This is a genomic window from Flavobacterium sp. 22659, from assembly GCF_052044235.1.
Classification (GTDB): domain Bacteria; phylum Bacteroidota; class Bacteroidia; order Flavobacteriales; family Flavobacteriaceae; genus Flavobacterium; species Flavobacterium johnsoniae.
Map to the genome: position 1 here is coordinate 181,502 of NZ_JBQEMU010000005.1, position 21,527 is coordinate 203,028.

General features: G+C 34.2%; 16 protein-coding genes. 6 read left to right on the forward strand and 10 right to left on the reverse strand.

Annotated elements, in window-relative coordinates; all coding sequences use genetic code 11:
* The first annotated feature begins 8 nt into the window (after nt 1–8).
* From ACTJIW_RS07635 to tyrS, 3 genes are all read left to right on the forward strand, one after another.
* Nucleotides 9–311, forward strand: coding sequence for an ArsR/SmtB family transcription factor (locus tag ACTJIW_RS07635; RefSeq protein ID WP_012025367.1), 303 nt, complete (start codon nt 9–11; stop codon nt 309–311).
* 6 nt (nt 312–317) lie between these two features.
* Nucleotides 318–1,424, forward strand: coding sequence for an NADH:flavin oxidoreductase (locus tag ACTJIW_RS07640; RefSeq protein ID WP_073409269.1), 1,107 nt, complete (start codon nt 318–320; stop codon nt 1,422–1,424).
* 417 nt (nt 1,425–1,841) lie between these two features.
* Nucleotides 1,842–3,044, forward strand: coding sequence for a tyrosine--tRNA ligase (gene tyrS, locus ACTJIW_RS07645; RefSeq protein ID WP_440715971.1), 1,203 nt, complete (start codon nt 1,842–1,844; stop codon nt 3,042–3,044).
* A gap of 202 nt (nt 3,045–3,246) precedes the next feature.
* On the opposite strand, the gene ACTJIW_RS07650 is transcribed toward tyrS, so the two are convergent.
* The 4 genes from ACTJIW_RS07650 to ACTJIW_RS07665 all read right to left on the reverse strand — a co-directional run bounded on the left by ACTJIW_RS07650 (nt 3,247) and on the right by ACTJIW_RS07665 (nt 8,836).
* The gene (locus ACTJIW_RS07650) at nt 3,247–4,377 is read right to left on the reverse strand and encodes an acyltransferase family protein (RefSeq protein ID WP_440715972.1); all 1,131 of its coding nucleotides are present in this window, start codon (nt 4,375–4,377) and stop codon (nt 3,247–3,249) included.
* 55 nt (nt 4,378–4,432) lie between these two features.
* Nucleotides 4,433–4,579 (reverse strand): DUF1349 domain-containing protein, encoded by a 147-nt coding sequence (locus ACTJIW_RS07655; RefSeq protein ID WP_012025371.1) that lies wholly within the window; start codon nt 4,577–4,579, stop codon nt 4,433–4,435.
* Between the two features lie 188 nt (nt 4,580–4,767).
* The gene (locus ACTJIW_RS07660) at nt 4,768–6,984 is read right to left on the reverse strand and encodes a glycoside hydrolase family 3 C-terminal domain-containing protein (protein ID WP_440715973.1); all 2,217 of its coding nucleotides are present in this window, start codon (nt 6,982–6,984) and stop codon (nt 4,768–4,770) included.
* 208 nt (nt 6,985–7,192) lie between these two features.
* Complete coding sequence (locus tag ACTJIW_RS07665) at nt 7,193–8,836, reverse strand: DUF6377 domain-containing protein (protein ID WP_073409264.1); 1,644 nt, start codon at nt 8,834–8,836, stop codon at nt 7,193–7,195.
* Nucleotides 8,837–8,969: 133 nt separating this feature from the next.
* On the opposite strand from ACTJIW_RS07665, the gene ACTJIW_RS07670 reads away from it, so the two are divergent.
* Nucleotides 8,970–9,314, forward strand: coding sequence for a 5-carboxymethyl-2-hydroxymuconate Delta-isomerase (locus ACTJIW_RS07670; RefSeq protein ID WP_073409263.1), 345 nt, complete (start codon nt 8,970–8,972; stop codon nt 9,312–9,314).
* A gap of 153 nt (nt 9,315–9,467) precedes the next feature.
* On the opposite strand, the gene ACTJIW_RS07675 is transcribed toward ACTJIW_RS07670, so the two are convergent.
* A complete protein-coding gene (locus tag ACTJIW_RS07675; protein WP_440715974.1) occupies nt 9,468–11,912 on the reverse strand; it encodes a glycoside hydrolase family 3 C-terminal domain-containing protein in 2,445 nt (814 codons plus the stop codon).
* A 309-nt stretch (nt 11,913–12,221) separates the two neighbouring features.
* On the opposite strand from ACTJIW_RS07675, the gene ACTJIW_RS07680 reads away from it, so the two are divergent.
* Complete coding sequence (locus ACTJIW_RS07680; protein WP_440715975.1) at nt 12,222–12,968, forward strand: NUDIX hydrolase; 747 nt, start codon at nt 12,222–12,224, stop codon at nt 12,966–12,968.
* 66 nt (nt 12,969–13,034) lie between these two features.
* On the opposite strand, the gene ACTJIW_RS07685 is transcribed toward ACTJIW_RS07680, so the two are convergent.
* The gene (locus ACTJIW_RS07685; RefSeq protein WP_440715976.1) at nt 13,035–15,293 is read right to left on the reverse strand and encodes an acyl-CoA dehydrogenase family protein; all 2,259 of its coding nucleotides are present in this window, start codon (nt 15,291–15,293) and stop codon (nt 13,035–13,037) included.
* A 328-nt stretch (nt 15,294–15,621) separates the two neighbouring features.
* Complete coding sequence (locus tag ACTJIW_RS07690; RefSeq protein ID WP_440715977.1) at nt 15,622–16,539, reverse strand: EamA family transporter; 918 nt, start codon at nt 16,537–16,539, stop codon at nt 15,622–15,624.
* Between the two features lie 94 nt (nt 16,540–16,633).
* Between ACTJIW_RS07690 and ACTJIW_RS07695 the strand changes: the two genes are divergently transcribed.
* Nucleotides 16,634–18,055 carry an aminotransferase-like domain-containing protein gene (locus tag ACTJIW_RS07695; RefSeq protein WP_012025379.1) on the forward strand — a complete coding sequence of 474 codons (1,422 nt, stop codon included), beginning with the start codon at nt 16,634–16,636 and terminating at the stop codon, nt 18,053–18,055.
* 84 nt (nt 18,056–18,139) lie between these two features.
* Here ACTJIW_RS07695 and ACTJIW_RS07700 read toward each other — a convergent pair whose 3' ends face one another.
* From ACTJIW_RS07700 to ACTJIW_RS07710, 3 genes are all read right to left on the reverse strand, one after another.
* Nucleotides 18,140–19,087, reverse strand: coding sequence for a bestrophin family protein (locus ACTJIW_RS07700; RefSeq protein WP_012025380.1), 948 nt, complete (start codon nt 19,085–19,087; stop codon nt 18,140–18,142).
* 236 nt (nt 19,088–19,323) lie between these two features.
* Entirely contained in the window at nt 19,324–20,046 is a 723-nt protein-coding gene (locus ACTJIW_RS07705) for a hypothetical protein (protein ID WP_440715978.1), read from the reverse strand.
* Nucleotides 20,047–20,123: 77 nt separating this feature from the next.
* Complete coding sequence (locus ACTJIW_RS07710; protein ID WP_440715979.1) at nt 20,124–21,527, reverse strand: HAMP domain-containing sensor histidine kinase; 1,404 nt, start codon at nt 21,525–21,527, stop codon at nt 20,124–20,126.

Here is a 21,527-nt window from a genome sequence, read left to right on the forward strand (position 1 = left end):
TTTGCATCATGGAAAATATAGAAATTTTTAAGGCACTCTCTAACAAGTCCAGACTTCAAATGCTGGAATGGCTGAAGGAACCCGAAATAAACTTTCCCGGCCAGCTCGAACACGGCGGATTTGAACACGGAGTATGTGTGGGTCAAATTCAGGCTAAGGCGGGTTTGACACAATCTACTGTATCTGAATACTTGTCTATTTTACAACGCGCCGGTTTTATCGAAGCCAAACGTGTTGGGCAATGGACTTATTATAAACGTAACGAAGGTGCCTTTGAAGCACTCAGTAAATTAATTCAATCTAATTTGTAAATTACTATGAGCACAAACAACCTGTTTTCTCCGTTTAACCTAAAAACGTTAAACTTAAAAAACCGAATCGTAATGGCGCCTATGACGCGCTCATTTTCTCCAAACGGAGTTCCAACTGATGATGTAGCAGCTTACTACCAAAAAAGAGCTGAAGGTGAAGTTGGTTTAATATTATCTGAAGGAACTGTTATCGACAGAAAATCATCATCTAATGATGCAAATGTTCCTCATTTTTATGGCGATCTGGCTTTAAACGGCTGGAAAAAAGTTATTGACGAAGTTCACGCCGCCGGCGGAAAAATGGGCCCGCAGATCTGGCATATGGGAATTATGGATAACCACCATTCCGGCTGGGTTCCTCCTGTTCCATTTGAAGGTCCGTCTGGATTAAACCGTCCTGATTTTAGAAACGGAATTGCAATGTCTGAAAAAGATATTGAAGACACGATTCTTGCTTTTGGTAAAGCCGCAGCCGATGCTAAAAGACTTGGTTTTGATACTATCGAAATTCACGGTGCACACGGTTATTTAATTGATCAGTTTTTTAGAGCCGAAACGAATTTACGTGAAGATATTTATGGCGGAAAAACACTGCCGGAACGTAATCGTTTTGCAATTGAAGTTATAAAAGAAATTAGAAAACAAGTTGGGAATGATTTTGCTGTAATCATGCGTTTTTCTCAATTTAAACCTTCTGATTACAATTATAAACTGGCTAAAAATCCACAGGAATTAGAAGCATGGCTTACTCCTCTTGTTGATGCCGGAATTGATATTATTCACGCTTCACAGCGTCGTTTCTGGGAACCTGAATTTGAAGGATCTGATTTAAACTTTGCGGGATGGGCTAAAAAAGTAACCGGAGCGCCAACTATTACGGTTGGTTCTGTTGGACTTTCTGGTGATTTCTTTGGTGCTTTTGCCGGAGAAAGTTCTGAGCCGACTTCTTTAGACGAATTAAACAGACGTTTCGACAGAGGCGATTTTGATTTGGTTGCCGTAGGAAGACCTCTTTTATCTGATCCTAACTGGGTAGCTAAAATTAAAGCAGGAAAAACAGATCAGTTAAAAGGTTTCAGCAAAGAAGCTTTAGGAGCTTTAGTTTTAGAATAAGTTTTTTAAAGGTTAAGAGTTACAAAGGTTCAAAGGAACAAAGGCTTTCTTTTTGAACTAAATATACAAAAGGGATAAACAATTAATTTTATCCCTTTTTTGAGTATCATAACTAACAAAACTGAAATTCAATATTTTTAGAAAAATTTTGGGGAACAAATTTTTTTTAAAGCTTTAGGAGAATTGGTTTTTAGAATAATTTTAAAATTTATAATTAAAAATTTTATCTTTGCAGTCATGAAATTTTTGAACAGCATATTACGCCTTCCTTTTTTCAGCACTTATTATTATGCAATAATACCTGCTCGGATAGGCTATGCATATAATTCAACGTATTCACGACTGTAAATTAGTATTATAAATTATATAAACCTTAAAGCCCGGGCATTTTGTCCGGGCTTTTTTATTTTCAAAAAAATGGAAACAATTCAAAAACTTAAAGAAAACACCGCCATCTTCTTACCGGAAAATGGTCTGGAAGAAAAATTAAATCAGGCTGAAAAAGAAAACAGAAAACTGATTATTAAACTGGGTTTTGATCCTACTGCGCCTGATTTGCATTTAGGACATGCCGTTGTATTAAAAAAATTAAAGCAATTTCAGGATTTAGGACACCAAATTGTGATTTTGGTGGGAAGTTTTACAGCCAGAATTGGCGACCCAACCGGAAAAAATAAAAGCAGAAAACCTCTAAATGCCCAAGAAGTACAGCACAATGCCGAAACTTATATTGCTCAATTATCGAAAATCATTGATGTAGAGAAAGCGCAGATTGTTTTTAATTCTGACTGGCTCGACTCGCTTTCTTTTTCTGAAGTAATTCAGATTATGTCAAACGTAACGGTTGCGCAGCTCATGCAGCGAAATGATTTTAATAAACGTTTTACCGAAAATACACCTATTGCCATGCATGAATTAGTGTACCCAATTTTGCAGGGTTTTGATTCGGTTAAAATTAATGCCGATATTGAAATGGGCGGTACAGATCAGCTTTTTAATTGCACTATGGGAAGACAATTACAGGAAACCTTTAAAAAATCTCTGCAAATTGTAATGTGTATGCCTTTGTTGAGAGGATTGGACGGAAAGGAAAAAATGAGCAAATCGCTCAATAATATCATTGGTTTAACAGACGAACCTAATGAAATGTTTGGTAAAACAATGTCAATTCCTGATGATCTTATTTTGGAATTCTTAGAATTGACAACTGATTTTTCTGCAAAAGAAAAACAAGAAATCAAAAATCGGTTGAAAGAGGAAAACCCAATGAACATCAAAAAAATAATTGCAAAAAATATCATCAGTCAATACCATGATGAAAAAAAAGCAGATAAAGCAGAAGATTTTTTCGTAAATCAGTTTCAGAACAAAAACTTTGCAGAAAAATCGTTTGTTCCTGTTTTGATTTCTTCTTTAGATAACAAATCTGATCAAATGGCTTTAATTGATCTTTGTACTTTTATAAAAAATGACATTACAAAATCAGCAAACAGAAGACTGATCGAAAGCGGTGCTGTTCAAATAAACAATCTAAAAATTACAAATCCGTACGAATTGATTGAGTTGAAAAAGGAAACCAAAATTAAAATTGGAAAACGAAATTTCTATGAATTGGTTTAGATTTTAGGTTTAGAGAAACAGAGTGACATAGAGACAAAGGTTTCTTTGATTGTCTTTTTTCGAAAAACAAAAGGGATAAACAATTAAGTCTATCCCTTTTTTGAAATTTCATAACTAACAAAATTAAGAAATTCAATATTTTTAGTGAGGTTCAGAGGGACAAAGTTTTTCCCTTTGAACCTCTGAACCTTTGAACCTAAACTTAACTCCTTCTTTTTTGAAATTTATTCTGAAGCCAGTTACGAACCGGTTCATCATATAATTTTAAACATAAATAGGCAATAGTTATGCTGGCAAATAAAACACCGATTCCTAATAGATAACCGTCTTTTAATGGAACTTTATTTTCAATAACCCAGCCCATATACCAATAAATTAATGGATAATGTATTATGTAAATAGGATACGAAATATCTCCTAAGGCTTTACATATTTTAAGAGAAATTGAATTTTTAATTTCGCCTCCTGCACCAATGGCAACAATTAACGGGAATAAAAAAATAATACTAAAAGATTCATATAAACCGTTCATCCATAAAGTATTTTCATCACCAAATCTTGGCATCCAGAATATAACTACAATCATAATACTGCAAATCCAGAAAGCACCATTAATATGAATTAGTTTTCCTAAACGAGAAAGCAGAACTCCAGCAAAAAATGGATATAATAAACGTGTAAAACCCACATTCATTTGTTCCAGATTTAACGACCATCCGCCAATTACATCTCCTTTTGGCCCAAATACAGTATAGTTTATTAAAAGTCCGGCAAATATCAATACGAATACTGATAGTACTTTATTTGAAAATTTGCGAAAAATTAGGGCGTACAAGATGTTAGCAATATATTCAAAAAAAAGTGACCATGCCGGACCATTTAAAGGATGCATTTCTCCCCAGCCTCTAATTTCCATTGAAGGCGGAATTGGAAGCAGTGTAAACCCAATTACCATTGTTAATAATAACTTCCAAACGGGCATTGTTGCTATTTGCGGAAAAACACTTGATTCTTGAAAATAATAAAAAATGGCTCCAATTATCATTCCCATAATTACCATGGGCTGTAAGCGGATTAAGCGTCGTTTGTAAAACTCCCATTGGGTTAACTTACTCCAGCGGTCATCATAGGCGTATGCTACAACAAATCCGGAGAGAAGAAAAAAGAAGTCTACGGCAAGATAACCGTGATTCATAATTTGTTTAAAACGGCTTCCTTCATTAAAAGCTTCGAAAATGTGGAAAATTACAACCAATACAGCAGCAACTCCTCGAAGTCCGTCTAAAATTTCATAGTGTTTTTTTGGTTGAATGTCAACTGAAACTGAACTCATAAAATGGTTAATTATTAATGGTTAATAGTTAGTTATAATTGTTTTATTGGTGATTTTAAGCCATTCTGATCTTCGCTGGTCCGGAAGATGTTTTTACAGTGAAATTTTCGAATCTAGCTTCGAAACCTTTTCCGTCTGGCGATGCTGCCATTAACCCACCCTGTACAGGTGTATTATCTTGTAAAGGTGCATTTCTGGTCATGATATATTTTTTGTCATAAAAGATATTAAGAAAATTAAGCTGAACTTAATAAATGTTGTTTTAGCTTCAAAACAATTTAGAAAATAAAGCTCTCTTAATCATCTTAATGGTAAAATTAAATCAAAAGCAAAGCTGCAAATTTTTACACTTGCAGCTTTTACTAACCAACCAATTTAGAAATAATGAAATTATTGAAGTGAGAAGCCCACTTTCGATTTTATATCTGTTGAAGATGCTCCAACAATTGCTTCAAAAGCTCCCGGTTCTGCAACCCAGTCGTGTTTTTTATCATCAAAGAAACTTAAAGCCGTTTTATCGATAGTAAACGTAACTGTTTTTTCTTCTCCCGCTTTTAGTGAAACTTTTTCAAATCCTTTTAATTCTTTTACCGGACGTGGTAATGAAGATTTTAAATCGCTGATATAAAGCTGAACAACTTCAGATCCTTCTCTGCTTCCTGTATTTTTCACATTCACAGAAAATGTAATTTTATCGCTGCTTGAAAGTTGTTTTTTATCAGCTGTTACTTTTCCGTAAGCAAAAGTTGTGTAGCTTAATCCGTGTCCGAAAGGAAACAATGGTTTAACTTTATTTTTATCAGCCCAGCGGTATCCAACAAAAATTCCTTCGTTGTATTTTACGTCATCGCCGCCTGGAAATTCTCCTAAAGCGTGAGCTCCGTTATCAGCTAATTTTACAGGGAAAGTAAAAGAAAGTTTTCCAGAAGGGTTTACGTCTCCAACTAAAACATTTGCCAAAGCGTTTCCAGCCTCAGTTCCTAAAAACCATCCCTGAACAATTCCAGGAACTTCTTTTACCCACGGCATTGCAACTGCATTTCCAGAAATATTTACAAAAACAATGTTTTTATTTACTTTCGCTAATTCGCTGATTAATTTATCCTGACCATAAGGCAATTCTAATTGTTTACGATCGTGTCCTTCGTCATCCTGATTTGGGCTTTTGTTCAAACCTCCAATAAAAAGAACGATATCTGCATCTTTAGCTGCTTTTAAAGCTTCGGCAGTTAATTCAGCCTGTGGACGTTTTTCTTCTAAGCTTACTTTTGCAACAACTCCGTTGTAGTTACTTGTTGGATCTCCCACATAACCTCGTGCATACACGATTTCTGCCTGACTGCCAATTCTTTTCTTTAAACCTTCAAGAGGTGTAATTTCGTATCTTGCTTTAAGAGAAGAACTTCCTCCTCCTACTGTCATCATTTTAATAGCATTTTCTCCAATTACTGCAATTTTCTTAGTTTTAGAAAGGTTAATTGGCAGAATGTTATTGTTGTTTTGTAATAATACAATTCCTTCTTCGGCAATTTTACGGCCTGCATCAGCGTGTTCTTGTGTTCCAAAAGATCCAAACGGACGATTTCTATCCATTGTAGTCAAGAAAGATAAACGTAAAATACGACGTACTTTTTCGTCTAACTCTTTTGTGCCTACTTCACCTTTTTTAATCATTTCTGAATATGGTTTTGCTAAGTAATAGTTATCATAAGCATTACTTGTTCCCCATGAAAGACCATTTGTCCAAGAACCAAATTCCATATCAAGACCATTGTGAATAGCTTGTTTAGTATCATTTACTCCTCCCCAGTCTGAAACTACAACACCTTTAAAGCCCCATTCGCCTCGAAGAATATCGTTTAACAAATATTCGTTATGGCAGCATTGCTGTCCTTTGTATTTGTTGTAAGATCCCATAATCGACCAAACATCGCCTTCCTGAACTGCAGCTTTAAAAGCCGGAAGATAAATTTCGTATAATGCACGATCATCAACAATTACGTTTACAGAATTACGGTTTGTTTCCTGATTGTTTAATGCAAAGTGTTTTACACAAGCAGCAACACCGTTTGCCTGTACTCCTTTAATATAAGGTACAACCATTTTTGCAGCCAAAAATGGATCTTCTCCCATGTATTCGAAATTACGGCCGTTTAATGGACTTCTGTAAATGTTTACTCCTGGTCCTAATAGTACGTTTTTGTTACGGTAACGTGCTTCTTCTCCAATTGATTTTCCGTATAAAGAAGATAGTTCTTTGTTCCATGTTGAAGAAAGAGCTGTTAAAGCCGGAAATGCGATACAAGAGTCATTTGTCCATCCAGCCTGATCCCATTCATCCCATTTTACTTCAGTACGAATTCCGTGAGGTCCGTCGGTCATCCAGTTTTCAGGAATTCCAAGACGTTTCACTCCAGGTGAACTAAATTTAGACTGCGCATGAATCATGGCAATTTTCTCTTCGGTTGTCATTCTTTTAAGCGCATCTTCTACGCGCTCATCAATTGGCTTCTTATCATCAAGATAAACCGGAACTTTATTTTGTGCATTCAATCCGAATGAACTCAATAAAACTAAAACAACGATTGTTTTAACGTTTTTAAACATAACTATTATAATTTATTTAAGCATTCAATTTCTAAAAAGATACTAGTGGTCAGTTGTACCTTTTAATAATATTGTAAAACTAAAACGTTATCGTACATGTTATATTTTTAAACGCAAAAAAGTAGTGATTAAAAAAATTAAATTATTGATTAACAATTAAATAAATAAAAAAAAGCACTAAAAAAAGTAGTACTTTTAAAATGTTTTTTTAGGATTTCAATGCCATTGAGCCAATTTTCATGACCATTTCTTCAAAATCATTTCTCGAAACTGCGGCTTTATTCCTGCCTCGTGTTCTGTAATTGTAAATTGTGCTTAAAGAATAACGAAGAAATGCCGCTATCTTAACACTGTCTGTAATTCCAAGTCGGATTAAAGCAAAAATTCGAAGCTCCGTATTCAGCAGTTCTCCTTGTTTTAGAACAATCTGTTCTTCGGGAATTAAAAGTGTATTAAAATCTTTTACAAACGTTGGATAAAGATTTAGAAATATAATGTCAAAATTCTTGTAAAGCTCTTCGAGTTCGTTATCAACTAAAGTAGTCGATTTTAGCATTTTGTAAATTTCATCAAACTGTTTAGCCGTTGCTTTTTTATTTAAAATGATACGGTAATTCTCAAGTTTGTTTATATAAGTAGAACAAAGGCTGAAAAAATGCGCAATGTATTCTTCTTTAACATGATTAGATTCTGATAACTGCGAATTGGTTTCTTGCAGCTGTTCGTTTGTCTCGGTTATTTCTTTATTTAATTTTGCCAGTTTTTGAGTCGTTTCATACAATTCAGCACGAATTTTAGAAACCTTTTTCATTTGCTTGTAAACATAAATTACTGCGGCAACTAAAAAAACAGATAATAGGCTGATACAGATTAAGTATAACTGTAATTCGGTTTTTCGTTTGGCTTCTTTCTCTAAATAAACGGTATTGATAATCGAATATACTTCTGACATTAAAAGTGTACGGAATTGTACATTGCAATATAAAGCATCTTCAATGGCTGATTGTGTCAGCTTGTAAGCCATATCTACATCGCCAATTTCATAAAAAACCAAAGCCAGTTCCTGCAATGAAGCATTATCTTTATTCGCATTTTTTAAATCTGATGCAGCTGAAAGTGCATAATATTTCTTTCTAAGTTCCAGATTGTTTGTTGCTTCATTAATTTTACCAAGCAAATAGGTAATCATAGCATACTGCGGATTCTCTTCTGGTGTATTTTTTAATAATGCCAGTAATTGCTTTTGTGTATTACCAAATTTTCTAAGAAAAATGTTCTGCTGGATTCTGTTGATTTTATAATCTAATGTTTTAGGATCTAAAACTTTAAGCAGCGAATCTCTATATTTTATAATCTGCAGGCGGTATTCCTCATTGTAGCTGTTTGCCGCATAATGTTCAAAAAACTCGCGATAAGAAATATAATAAGTAGGCAGTAAATGTGCCGAAAGTGTTTTTTTGTTGATGCTTTTCAAAATGGCTTCAGATTCGCGGTATTTTCCTGAAGATGAATATAAGGTAACTAATTGCAGATTAGCCAGATCTTCCAGTTCTTTATTTTGAAGCTGTACAGCAATCTTCAAATTCTTTTTTACATACAATATTGCCGAATCTGAATTGAATTTTTGATATTCTGTATATAAAGTTTTATTGTAATTGTATTCTTGTTCCTGAGTTAAGTTATCAGATTTTATTTTTTTGAAATTCAAAATTCGTTCTTCTTTCAGCCTTACATAATGCTCTTTATTTTTTAAAGCAAAATTGAGCTTAGTTAAAATAGTATCAGTACTATCCAACGCAAAAACCGGAAAGCAGATAAGAACTATAAAAGATAACAGAAATAGATTTTTCAAACTAATAAAGAGATAAATGAAACGCACAAATATACTAAAGTGTAAAATAGAAAAATATCTTTTCTACCACGTATTACAAGTATCGTTTTTCATAATTTTGTTACAATAAAAATTTAATCTAAAACTTAAAATTATGCCGCACTTTATAATTGATTGTTCAGAGAATGTAATTCGGTTAAAATCTGCAGATGATATAATGCAGGAAGTTTTTGATGCTGCTTTATCAACTGGATTATTTACAGCATCTGAAATTAAAGTACGCATCAATCCTTTTAGTTATTACAACAACGGAAATACTCTGGATGATTTTATACACGTTTTTAGTTATATAATGGAAGGCCGAAACGACGATCAAAAAGGGAATTTATCTAAAGTAATCGTAACAAAACTAAACTCTTTACTTCCACAAGTTCCTGTAATTTCTATCAACATTCAGGATTTTGAAAAATCAAATTATTTCAATAAAACAATGATTTAAAGCCGATTATTTCCAAAAGAGATATAAGCAAACTTATTTCATATTACAAAATGATATAAAAAAGACAATTCCACTTAATTATTCTGTTCGAATATTCAAGTGGAATTTTTAGTTAAAACATTAATTTGCTACAAAAACCAATTACTTAATTTATTATTGTTTTAACTCTTTAAATAGAGTGTCGAGTTCAAAAGCTTTTTTTACTTTTTCGACCACAATTTCATTTGATACTGTAAATTCAGCCGTTTTTTTAATGTCTAAAGATGAAGCACCAACCAAAACTTTATAAGTTCCTGCTTCTGCAATCCAGGCATTTTTATTTTCTAAAAAAGAAGCCAGATCTTTTGGTGATAATACCAGTTGTAAAGTTTCACTTTCACCTGGTTTTAATTCTTTTGTTTTTGCAAAAGCTTTTAATTCTTCTTTTGGTTTATCGATAGATTTTGAAGGTGCAGACAAGTATACTTGCACTACTTCTTTCCCTGCTGTTTTTCCGGTATTTTTAACTGTAACCGAAACTGTCATTGCATTATTAAAAACCGATGAACTTAACTTTACATCAGAATAATTGAATGTTGTATATGAATTTCCAAAACCAAATTCATAAGATGGTTTTACATTAAAGGTATTGTAATAACGATATCCAACATACACGCCTTCTTCGTACGTCACATTTGTCGGATTGTCTGCAGGAGTTCCTAACCAGTTTTTTGCCGATGGTGTATCTTCATATTTCATTGGAAAAGTCATAGTTAATTTTCCAGACGGATTTACTTTTCCTGAAAAAACATCAGCTACTGAATTTCCTCCTTCCTGCCCTGGCTGCCATGAAAGTAAAATGGCATCAGCTTTATCTTTCCAGCTTGCAGTTTCTATAACACCGCCTATATTTAAAATTACAACTACTTTTTTTCCTTTTGAATGAAAAGCTTCAGAAATATTATTTATTAATTCTACCTCATCCTGAGCAAGATTAAAATCGTTATCAACCTTGCGGTCGCCTCCTTCTCCAGAATTTCTACCAATAGTTATAATTGCCAATTCTGATGATGCGGCGTGTTTTGCAATTTCTTGTTTTTCCAATTTTAATTCAGGAAGTCTTTTTGGTAAAGCCAGAAAACCTTCTTTTTTACGGCTTTCCATTTCTGCTTCTTTTACCTTTGCAACAAATGGTGTGTAAGTTGTTTTTAATTCTTCATCAATTGAGTAACCTGCATTTTTTAAACCATCTAATAAAGAGACTGTATAAGCTTCGTTTACGTCTCCGCTTCCGGTTCCTCCAGAAATAAAATCATATGATGTAACTCCAAAAACGGCTGCTTTTCCTTTTTTGTTCGTAAACGGAAGCACATTTTTATCATTTTTCAGCAAAATCATTCCTTCAGATGCTGCTTGTCTGGTAATTTGTGCATTTTCCTTTAAATTGGGTTTGTTTGAGTATTTGTAGTTTTCCATAATTGGCGATCTCAAAACCAATTCGAGAATCCTTTCTACATTTTTGTCTACAACTTCTTTAGATAATTTTTTATTATTAATGTTTTCAATAATGGCTTTCTTTTGTGCTTCGATTCCCGGCATTAATAAATCGTTTCCGGCACTCAGCTGTTCTGTAACATTGCTTGAACCTGCCATAATAGATTGTGCTCCGGCAAAACCTCCAAACCAGTCTGTCATAACGATCCCTTTAAACCCCCATTCATTACGAAGAATATCTGTTAGAAGGTCTTTTCTTGCCGAAGTATAAGTTCCGTTAATCAAATTATACGAAGACATAACCGTCCATGGATTTGATTCTTTTACAGTAATCTCAAAACCTTTTAAATAAATTTCACGCATGGCTCTTTCGCTAATGTGTTCATTGATTGAAAGGCGGTTGGTTTCCTGATTATTAGCTGCAAAATGTTTAATTGAAGTTCCTACTCCATTTAACTGAATCCCTTTTACCATCGCCGAAGCAATTTTGCCAGAAACCAGCGGATCTTCAGAATAATACTCAAAATTTCTGCCGCACAAAGGATTTCTGTGAATGTTTAAAGCTGGCGCCAGCAATACATCAACCCCATATTCTTTTACTTCATTTCCCATTGCTTTACCTACTTTTTCAATCAACGATTCATTCCATGTTGAAGCTAAAGCAGTTCCAACAGGAAAAGCAGTACAGTAATACGTATTTTTATCATTCTCACGAATAGGTTTTATTCTAAGTCCGGCAGGTCCGTCAGCCACAATAATGGCCGGAATTCCTAAACGTTTAATTTCGTAAGTTCCTCCTGCAGCACCCGGAACACGTCCTTCAATTGCTCCTACTACAGGTTTTATTCCGTCAAAACCTGGCATTCCCGTTCCCATTAAAAAATTAGCTTTTTCTTCATCAGTCATTTTTTTGACCAAATCGACAGCACGTTCGTGAATCGAAAGTCTGGTATCTTCATAAATATCCAGTTTTCCATTTTTATTTAAATCTCTAAAAGTAAATCCTTTTACTGTTAGAAAAGGCGGATTATTTTCATCATCAGAAACACTGTTCCATGATAAATTCGAAATCACTAAAGCAGTCAAAAGTGATACTCGTGCTGTTTTTATAATTGTTTTTTTCATAAGGGAAACTAAAATGTGGTTTAGAAAATAGTAAAGTTTTAATATGCAGCTTTTTTTCATTGCTTCATTATGAAGCAATATTAATTACTTTTTTTCGTTTCAACAAATAAAACAGGTTAAATTTTAATTTATCACAATTAAAAACAATTAAAACTATTGTATTCACAGCGTAACATGAAATACATTAAAAAATACCCAGAAGCAAAAAACCTTTAAAAATGCTGGTTTTATTGGCAAAAAATAAAGTTTTGGAGATTTGCAGTGCTTTTAAATTCTTAAATAGATTAAATTTGAAACAAATAGAAATAAATGGAACTAAAGAAATTACTTGAACAACAGTCTGCCGAAGCTTGGGAAAAATATATTCCGTCACTTTCTGTTGACTGTGTTATTTTTAGTTTTTACGAAAATGCACTTCATGTTCTTACCGTAAATATGAAGGATCAGAATTTATGGGGACTTCCCGGCGGTTATGTACAAAAAGATGAAAATGTAGATGATGCCGCAGTACGAATTTTAAAAGACAGAACCGGAACCGAAAATATCTATTTACAGCAGTTTTACACTTTTGGAAATTTAAAAAGATCTGAAAGCGCTTTTGAGGCTTACGATGACAGCATTTGGAACAAACAGCGTTTTGTTTCTATTGGTTATTATGCCCTTGCAGAACATTCGCAGGTAAAATTAAGAATTGACCAATACTCAAATGCAGTCGAATGGAAATTGATTGAAACTCTGCCAGAATTTATGATGGATCACAGAACAATTTTTGATAAAGCACTGCTTACTCTTAGAGAACAGCTCAATAATCATCCCATTGGTTATAATTTACTGCCGGAAAAATTCACAATGCCGGAACTTCAAAAATTGTATGAAGCTATTTTGGGCAAAAAACTGAATCGCGGTAATTTTTATCGAAAAATTCTTCGTTATGATATTCTTATTAAACTAGACGAATCGCGTAAAGGCGGTGCGCACAAAGCCCCGGATTTATACAGCTTTGATTTAACCAAATATAATGAAGCTCTAAAAGAAGGTTTGAAAGGAAACTGGTAATTTTTTCAAAAATAGCCCGTGGTGAAACCACGGGCTATTTAAGATTTCTTTAGCACAGATTAAAATCTAAACTGCAATTGGCGCTGCTAAACAGCTTTCCGGAATATCAAAGGCATTTACCAACGCTACGGCATCCGGACGAATATCCCAGCAAAGCTGGTTTACAATTTTGCGGACTGCCTTGGTTTTTACAGCTTCCATATAGCCGTCTTCCAAATACCAGGCTTTGTTTTTTTCTATCTGCGAAAGCGCATATAACTGATATAATTTTGTCAATATTTGCTTTGAATTTTCGTCTTCGATTATTTTAACAGCTTCCTGAAACTGTTCTAAAACAATACGTTCCAGATAAGCCTGAGCTACATCGATCATTTGATGCTGTACAACATTAAAAGCATCGTAGGCTTCTAATCCGCCGTCGACTAATTTCTTGATACGTCTTGCTGCCGAAGCCAGAATTGTTTTTTCTCTATGTACAAAAGCCTGAAGATGAAACTCCGTATCAAGTAAATGTTCGTCGTCTGTTCTTCGCGTTGCGATTGGATTTTTTTCTGTAATTGCGGTTTTGGCATTTTCATATACATAATTGATGATTCCCAAAGATCCCATTTCGCCAAAAGACTTTCTAAATTCAGACAGACGGTTTTTAGCTACTAACTGCATTAAAACTGTATTATCGCCTTCAAAAGTGGTATAAATTTCAGTATCGTTTTTAAGTGCATCAATTCTGTTTTCAGATAAATAACCTTTTCCGCCGCAGGCTTCACGGCATTCTTGCAAGATATCTCTTGTACTCCAGGTTGAATAGGATTTCATTCCTGCAGCAAGTGCTTCTATTTCCTGCATTTCCTCTTCTTTCTTATTCAAAAATCTTTTGGTAAGGTATTGAAGCGCAAAATGAACGGCATAGGTTTTTGCCAAATGCGGTAATAATCTACGCTGGTGCATTCTGTAATTTAAAATTGGAACTTCAGATCCGCCTTCAGGACCAAATTGTCGGCGCTGGTCGCTGTAACGAATGGCAATAGTTAATCCGGATTTGGCTGCTGCTAAAGCTGAACGCGGAATCCCGATTCTTCCTCCTACCAAAGTTCCTAACATGGTGAAAAATCTTCGGTTATCACTCGGAATTGGACTTTCAAATTCTCCTTTATCGTTTACAGAAGCAAAACGATCCAGCATATTTTCTTTTGGAATCACGACATTATCAAAGCTGATTGTTCCATTGTCTACTCCATTTAATCCCATTTTATGACCGCAGTCGCCAATTGTTACACCTTTTACCGTATTCCCGTTTGTGTCACGCAATGGCACTACAAAAGCATTTACGCCATAATCATGATCGTCTATAACTAATTTTGCGAAAACCGTTGCCATCTGCCCATGAACTGCTGCGTTACCAATATATTCTTTTTGAGCATTTTTGTTTGGTGTATGTATGGTAAAAGTTTTGTCTGAATGATTATAAGTTGCAGTAGTTTCCAGACCTTTTACGTTCGATCCGTGATGTGTTTCGGTCATTGCGAAACAACCCGGAAGTTTTAACGAACCTATATCTTTTAAATATTTAGCATAATGTTTTTCGGTTCCAAGAGACTGAACGCTCATGCCCCAAAGTCCAAACTGAACGCCAAATTTTATCACTAAACTTAAATCGTGATAACTCAGCGTTTCCATAATTGCGAAATAATCTTCTACATTGCCTCCGCCTCCGTATTCTTTTGGATATGCCATATTTCCTAAGTTTTCATCGGCCAGGATTTTACACCAATTGTAAACCGTCTGGCGGAAAACGTTAATATCTGTAGAAGTTTCGTATGCAAACTCTGGTCGGGAAATAACCGATTTTACCTTTTTTATAATTGGTGCTTCTTTCCCATCCAGAAATTCAGTTATTTTCTGAATATCAAAATTGCTTATAGTATGTGAATTTGCGGTAAAAGAATCGGCTTTTGTTTTAAAGTTCTGAAGCGCTTCTTCGCCTAAAATTCCAAGATCATTTTCAAGTTTTATAAAATCTGATTCAATTGGCGTTAAATCTAAATCACTTCCCGAAAGCGCTTCTGCAATATCAAAAATTGATTTGATTGAAAATTTATCCTGAATACTTTTTTCAATGTCTAATTTCCATTGTGTGAGTTCGTTTCGTGAAGGCGGATTTGAAATATCTACTTTAGACAATAAATATTCTTTTTCTTCTTGTGATAAAACATTTAAGGAGTTTATAAATTCTTTTAGTGTCGAAAATTCTTTTTGAGTCAAAAGATCGTCAGACCACACTAAATAAAACAACGGAGTAAAGGCTTGAAGTTTAGCTGGTTTCATATAATAGAGATTCGGTTTTTATTTTTATTTTTTGCCGCAGATTATACAGATTAAAAGTTTTTTTTACAGCCACGAATTACACAAATTTTCACGAATTTATTTTCATTCATACTGATTCTTAAATCAATTTGAATTCGTGAAAATTTGTGTAATTCGTGGCTGACTTTCTACATAAAGAAAATAATCCGTTTAATCTGTACAACCTGCGGTCTGTATTTCATTTTACTGCATAAAAAAACAGGAATGAAAAATACTCATTCCTGTTTAATATTCCTGTTAAGATTCTCGTAATTTTATACCTTAAACCAATAAAAAATACAAGATTAACTTAGTGAGAATCTTTAGACGACAGGATATATTTCTGTTTTATAGCAAAAATATGATGTGAATTAAAAACTAACACTGCAATAAAAATAATGCCGTAAGCACTGATTTGCAAAGCACTGATTTTTTCGTGATAGACAAAATTTGCTAATAAAAAAGCAATCATCGGATTTATATTTAACAACATTCCAACGGTTGATGAGTTGATTCCTGAAAGGGCGTACAAGTTTAGGAACAATGGAATAATTGTAAATGCAATGGCGATGGTTTCTATACAGAAATAAAATTTAAATTCAGTTGGAATAGGCCCGCTGTATTCCGGATAAAAAGGGAATAATAAAATAGCTGCCAAAGTAATATGAAATGTCAGTACAATGAACCTGTCAAAACCTTTGTTAACACGCTGGCTTACCAGATAACATGCATAAGTAAAACCGATAATAATGCTGAAAAACATATCCATAATATCGGCATAGGACAATAACAAACATCCTAAAATGCTTAAACCAACAGCCAGCCATTGTGTTTTTGCCAGTTTTTCTTTTAAGATAAAAAATGCCAGTAGTGTGGTTAAAATTGGACACACTAAATAAGCCAGAGAAGTTGCTTTTACACTTACATGATTCATTACATAAATAAACGTGAACCAGTTCGCCATTAAAAAGAAACTCCCGCCAATGTTTAATAAAACTGCTTTTTTCTTTTCAGAATCAGATAAGGATTTGAAAATTGCAATGGTTTCCTGAAATGCTTTTCTTTTAAACAAAAAGGTAATTAAAAGCATTAAAATACTACAGCTGAAAACGCGATAAAACAAAATATCCAGCGCAGGATATTCGTGTATTGGTCTTAAAACCAAACTAAAAAATCCCCAAGTGGTATAGGCAGTAATTGCAGCGATGTAATATTTAGTGGTTTTCACGACAGTTATTGTTTTTTGAAGAGACAAATTTCTAAAAAATAAAATAGCAATACAGATACAGTTTTTGTAAATTGCACCATAACAGTTTAATTTTATGGGAAACTCAAATTACTTATATCTACAGTTTGCAGACGTGATTGAAAAACAAATCAAATCAGGTCTTTTAAATGTTGGCGACAAACTGCCGTCGATAAGAGAAGTCTGTGCAGAAACGGGTTATAGTATGAGTACAGTAAGCAAAGCTTATTATGAAGTCGAAAGCCGTTCGCTGATTGAATCGCGCCCGCAGTCTGGTTATTATGTGAGTAATATTTCGGCACGAATCATTTCAGAACCTTCTGCCAGCACACCAATTTTAAGTGTCGAAAATATTGAACGCGAAGATTTAGTCGATTTGGTTTACGGCGATATGCGCAAAAAAGATTTAACGATGCTTTCGCTTGGCTTTCCTTCAAATGAACTGTTACCAATAGCAAAGCTGAATAAAGGAATGGTTCAGGCAATGCGCCAATTACCAAACAGCGGCACGAGTTATGAGGAAATTCAGGGAAACAGTAATTTAAGAAAAGAGATTGCGCGCTGGTCTTTTACATGGGGCGGTTCTTTGACTGAAGAAGATATTATTACAACTCCCGGCTGTATTTCGGCTATTTCAGATTGTTTACTGGCTTTGACAAAACCGGGAGACACAATTATTACCGAAAGTCCGGTGTATTTTGGCATTCTGCAATTGGCCAGATCTTTAGGTTTGTATGTAATGGAACTTCCAACTAATATGACAACGGGAATTGAACTGGAAGCTGTTAAAAAAACACTTTCGGCAAACAAAGTTAAAGCTTGTGTTTTGATGAGCAATTTCAGCAATCCGTCTGGAAGTATGATGCCGAATGAACACAAAAAAGAAATTGTCCGCTTGATGGATTTCTATAATGTTCCATTAATTGAAGATGATATTCACGGCGATTTATATTTTGGCTCAAGCCGACCAACCAACTGTAAAACCTATGACGAAAGCGGTATTGTACTTTGCTGCAGTTCGGTTTCTAAAACTCTGGCACCGGGTTATCGCGTTGGATGGGTTTCTCCGGGAAAATTTAAAAAAGAAATTCTGAGAGCAAAATTATATCATACGATCTCCTCTCCTACTATTACGCATGAAGTGGTAGGCGATTTTTTAAAAAACGGACGTTATGAAAATCATCTCCGCAAAATTCGCCAAATCCTGAACCGAAACTGCAATAATTACATCAATACAGTTTTAGAATCATTTCCGGCTGGTACAAAAGTAAGCCAGCCTCAAGGCGGATTTTTCCTTTGGGTTGAACTGGATAAAAAAATCGACACTTCTGCTTTTTATCATTTGGCATTAAAACATAATATAAGCATTGCACCGGGAAGAATTTTTTCTTTTCAGGATCAATTCTCAAATTGTATGCGTTTGAGTTTTGGACTTCCGTGGACGAATGAACTGCGTGAATCTATTCGAACTTTAGGAAGACTGGCAAAAAGTATTTAGAAAATATGTTTTTATAAAAAAACCGGACAGTGCAACTACTCACCATCCGGCCAACAATTAATTAAAGAGACCAAAATTAAAAAGTTATAAAACGAAATAAGCGTCTTTTTCGACTTTCTTAGGTTCGTCGTTTAGATCAAATTCTTTCAGTATATCAAATTCACTTTGATATTCGTTCAGCATTTGCTTGATATTTTTTTCAATTGTATTAGCAATTGCTGTAACAGGCGTATCTGTTGGTCTGTTCTCAAACGGATCCTGTAAATGAATTGCCATTCTTTCGATCAAAAAGAAAGCCGCACCAATTGCTGTAATTAACGGAATTGCAAACCAGCTTAATACACTAGTCAGTCCAAACGGCAGTAATAAAATAAACAAACACAAGGTCAGCCTAATGTACATGCTGTATGTGGTTGGAAAAATGGTGTTTTTAATTCTCTCGCATTTTCCCATTTCGTCACATAATCTCGATAGCGTATTATCAATTTCAACCTGCTGGTACATATTGATTTTCTTCTCGATTTTAGCATTTCGCAGATCGCGTGCATGAAGCATTAAAATAGCATTTGGAACGTTTTGATGGTTCTTGATGTATTTTATTTCTTCATCGCTCATTAAACCTTTTAACGGTTTTATAGCATCTCGGTTTCGAAGCGACTCTCCTAAACTATAACACCAGGCGATTTGTCTTTTGGCAAAGTTTTCTTTGAATTCGCTTGCTTCAACAGAAAAATCAGGGTCTTTATAAAACGTCAGCACCTGACGAATTAAGGTTCTCGAATCGTTTACAACGGCTCCCCACACAATTCGGGCTTCCCACCAGCGGTCATAAGCCTGATTGGATTTAAAAGCTAATAATAGAGATATAATGGTTCCAATCATGGTTGGAATCGCAATTGGAATATCTACGGGAAGTGTAACAAAATAATGGTGAAATATTTCAAATAGTACGGTGTAAGCCAATACCAGAGCAATTTCTACTTTAATTTTCCCGAGAACGTACTTCATTGGTATTCTTTTTCTTAATAACATATTTTCGGTTTTAAATTAAATTAATATTACAGTTTGCATGTGCCGTTAGGCACATAACGTTGGTAGACAATAAATGAGTTTAAATTTCATTGACGTGCCGTAGGTACGCTATGTTATTATTTCCTGCGTACCTACGGCACGTTTTGAATTTATTATCAATTATTTTTCTACCAATATTGGGGTGCCTAGCGGCACGTTAGATTTATATTAATACAATTAAATGATTATGAAAAAAACTAAGCCAGCTCCTCATATAATGAAAGCACCGGAAGTCCCAGTTTTTCATTAATGTCTTGTTTTTTTACTTTTTTAAATTTGATTTTTTCGCCTTTACGGGTTTCTACCAGTAAATCTATTTCGTATTTCGAAATGGCTTCGGTTAAGTAAGGCGCAACTTCTTCGTAATTATCATCAATTTTTGAAGTCTGGCTTACAATTTCATACGAGAAATTCTCATTTAAATACTGCTGAACATCTTTTACATGAATATTAGCACTGCTGTTTTCGATATAAAGTGCTTTTGTGAAGTCTTGTTTGAACTGTTCGTTTCCTAAATGCAGAATCGGGCATTTTTGATTTGCCGCTAATTGCACTAAATATTGGTGAATGCGCTTTGTTTCCTGTTTATAAGAATGGGTCAGAATAACCAATTTTACAGCAAAATGCTCGATGATTCCTCTAAAAATGGGAGACGAAAGTCCGTATTGATTATGGATTTTGATTTTGCAGTTTTTAGTATGATCAATCATATATCTGCAGGTTTCCAGAACTTCTTCCTGACTTTTGGTAAGTCCGGTTCTCATTTCTCTTAAAAAATTAGATGATGAAAAGGCATCCGGAGTTTCAGAAACCATCATTAGAACAATTTCACAGCCTGATTCTTTTGCCTGACTAATTGCTGATTTTACAGCAGAAATTGTATCATCTTTTAAAGTAGTAGGTATTAGGAAATTTTTCATATGTATACTCTTTTAGTTTATACATACAAAATAACTGCCTGAAAATTAGAAGGGTCTTAATCTTAAATTAGATTTTTCTAAGATTCAACATTAGAATTTTTAATGTTGTTCTTTTTCGGATTTGTTTTTTTAAAGATGATGGTTACAATCGTACCTTTATTTTGTTCTGATTGTACTTGTATTTCTCCGTCGTGCATGCGAATGATTTTTGAAGCCAATGGAAGACCTAAACCGTAACCTATATATTTGGCAGCAATTTTACCTCTAAAGAAAGGTTCATACAAATGCGGAATATCTTCTGGCGGAATTCCGATACCGATATCATTAATCGAAATTTTAATCGCATCCTGATTTGCCGAAAGCGTTACAAATACTTCATTGTTGTCTGAATATTTAACGCCGTTGGTTATAATGTTATTAATCGCCAGTTCTAAAAGCGGTTTATTGCATGGAATTAAAAGTAAATTAGAATCTTTTGGCGCAAAATTCATTTTAATACTCACACGGTTGTCCGGGAAAATTTTATCTAAATCAGATTTTACGTCCAACAATAATTCATCGATTCTGGCTATATCCAAAACCTGTTTATTTCCATCGTAACCCGTTTGAGTCAGTTTTAATAAACTTTCGGTGAGGTTTCCTAATCTTGAAGCCTGTCCGTATATGTTTTGTAATGATTCTATATATTCTGCTACTTCACGTTCTTTTAGCAGCATAATTTCTGCCTCGGCAATAATCGTAGTAATTGGCGTTTTTAATTCGTGTGAAGCATTATTGATAAAATTGGCCTGAATTTCAAATGATGTTTCAAGCCTGTCAAGCATATCGTTGAAGGTTTCTGTTAAATCTGAAATCTCATCAGAGTTTTTAACTGCCGGCAATCGATTATGAAGATTTGAAGCACTGATTCTGTTTACTTCTTTTGTTATTCTAGCTACAGGATTTATAACTCTTTTAGCCAGAAAACGACCTAAAAAGAAAGCCAGAAGTATAAAACCAATACCGCCAAAAAGCAATATTTTGATAATATAAACGGTTGTAGTTTTTCCTCTGCGGTCGCGCGCGCCAACAATTACAATATATTTTTGGTCTCTTTCTGTAAAAACCTGTCCAAGATAATATTTGCTGTTGACTTCAAAATAGTCTTCTCCGGTTGCAAGGATATTAGAATAAAACTTATTTGGAAGATTTAATTTAGTATTATAATCGAAACTATTGGCACTGTTTATTTTAAGAACATATTCTTCTTCTTCAATAAGTTCCTCAAGCCCGTTTTTCTTTAAATTGCTGTAATATTTGATTTTTTCGGGATCATGCTGAAAATGAATAGAAGCTACAATTTTTGCACGGTCTTCCAGCCTTTTCAAGAAATGATAACGGTTATTTTCTCTAAATAAAACAAATACTATAATACTCAATAGCAAGGTACTAAAGGTAGAAAGTGCTACATAAGTAAAAGTAATTTTTTTTCTAATATCCAT

Bases quoted from the DNA above. Each gene is read 5' to 3' on its own strand.
- ACTJIW_RS07685 (WP_440715976.1), bottom strand. From the start codon at position 15,293: ATGAAACCAGCTAAACTTCAAGCCTTTACTCCGTTGTTTTATTTAGTG.
- ACTJIW_RS07695 (WP_012025379.1), top strand. From the start codon at position 16,634: ATGGGAAACTCAAATTACTTATATCTACAGTTTGCAGACGTGATTGAA.
- ACTJIW_RS07640 (WP_073409269.1), top strand. From the start codon at position 318: ATGAGCACAAACAACCTGTTTTCTCCGTTTAACCTAAAAACGTTAAAC.
- ACTJIW_RS07650 (WP_440715972.1), bottom strand. From the start codon at position 4,377: ATGAGTTCAGTTTCAGTTGACATTCAACCAAAAAAACACTATGAAATT.
- ACTJIW_RS07700 (WP_012025380.1), bottom strand. From the start codon at position 19,087: ATGTTATTAAGAAAAAGAATACCAATGAAGTACGTTCTCGGGAAAATT.
- ACTJIW_RS07670 (WP_073409263.1), top strand. From the start codon at position 8,970: ATGCCGCACTTTATAATTGATTGTTCAGAGAATGTAATTCGGTTAAAA.
- ACTJIW_RS07675 (WP_440715974.1), bottom strand. From the start codon at position 11,912: ATGAAAAAAACAATTATAAAAACAGCACGAGTATCACTTTTGACTGCT.
- ACTJIW_RS07635 (WP_012025367.1), top strand. From the start codon at position 9: ATGGAAAATATAGAAATTTTTAAGGCACTCTCTAACAAGTCCAGACTT.
- ACTJIW_RS07660 (WP_440715973.1), bottom strand. From the start codon at position 6,984: ATGTTTAAAAACGTTAAAACAATCGTTGTTTTAGTTTTATTGAGTTCA.
- ACTJIW_RS07680 (WP_440715975.1), top strand. From the start codon at position 12,222: ATGGAACTAAAGAAATTACTTGAACAACAGTCTGCCGAAGCTTGGGAA.
- tyrS (WP_440715971.1), top strand. From the start codon at position 1,842: ATGGAAACAATTCAAAAACTTAAAGAAAACACCGCCATCTTCTTACCG.
- ACTJIW_RS07705 (WP_440715978.1), bottom strand. From the start codon at position 20,046: ATGAAAAATTTCCTAATACCTACTACTTTAAAAGATGATACAATTTCT.
- ACTJIW_RS07655 (WP_012025371.1), bottom strand. From the start codon at position 4,579: ATGACCAGAAATGCACCTTTACAAGATAATACACCTGTACAGGGTGGG.
- ACTJIW_RS07710 (WP_440715979.1), bottom strand. From the start codon at position 21,527: ATGGATATTAGAAAAAAAATTACTTTTACTTATGTAGCACTTTCTACC.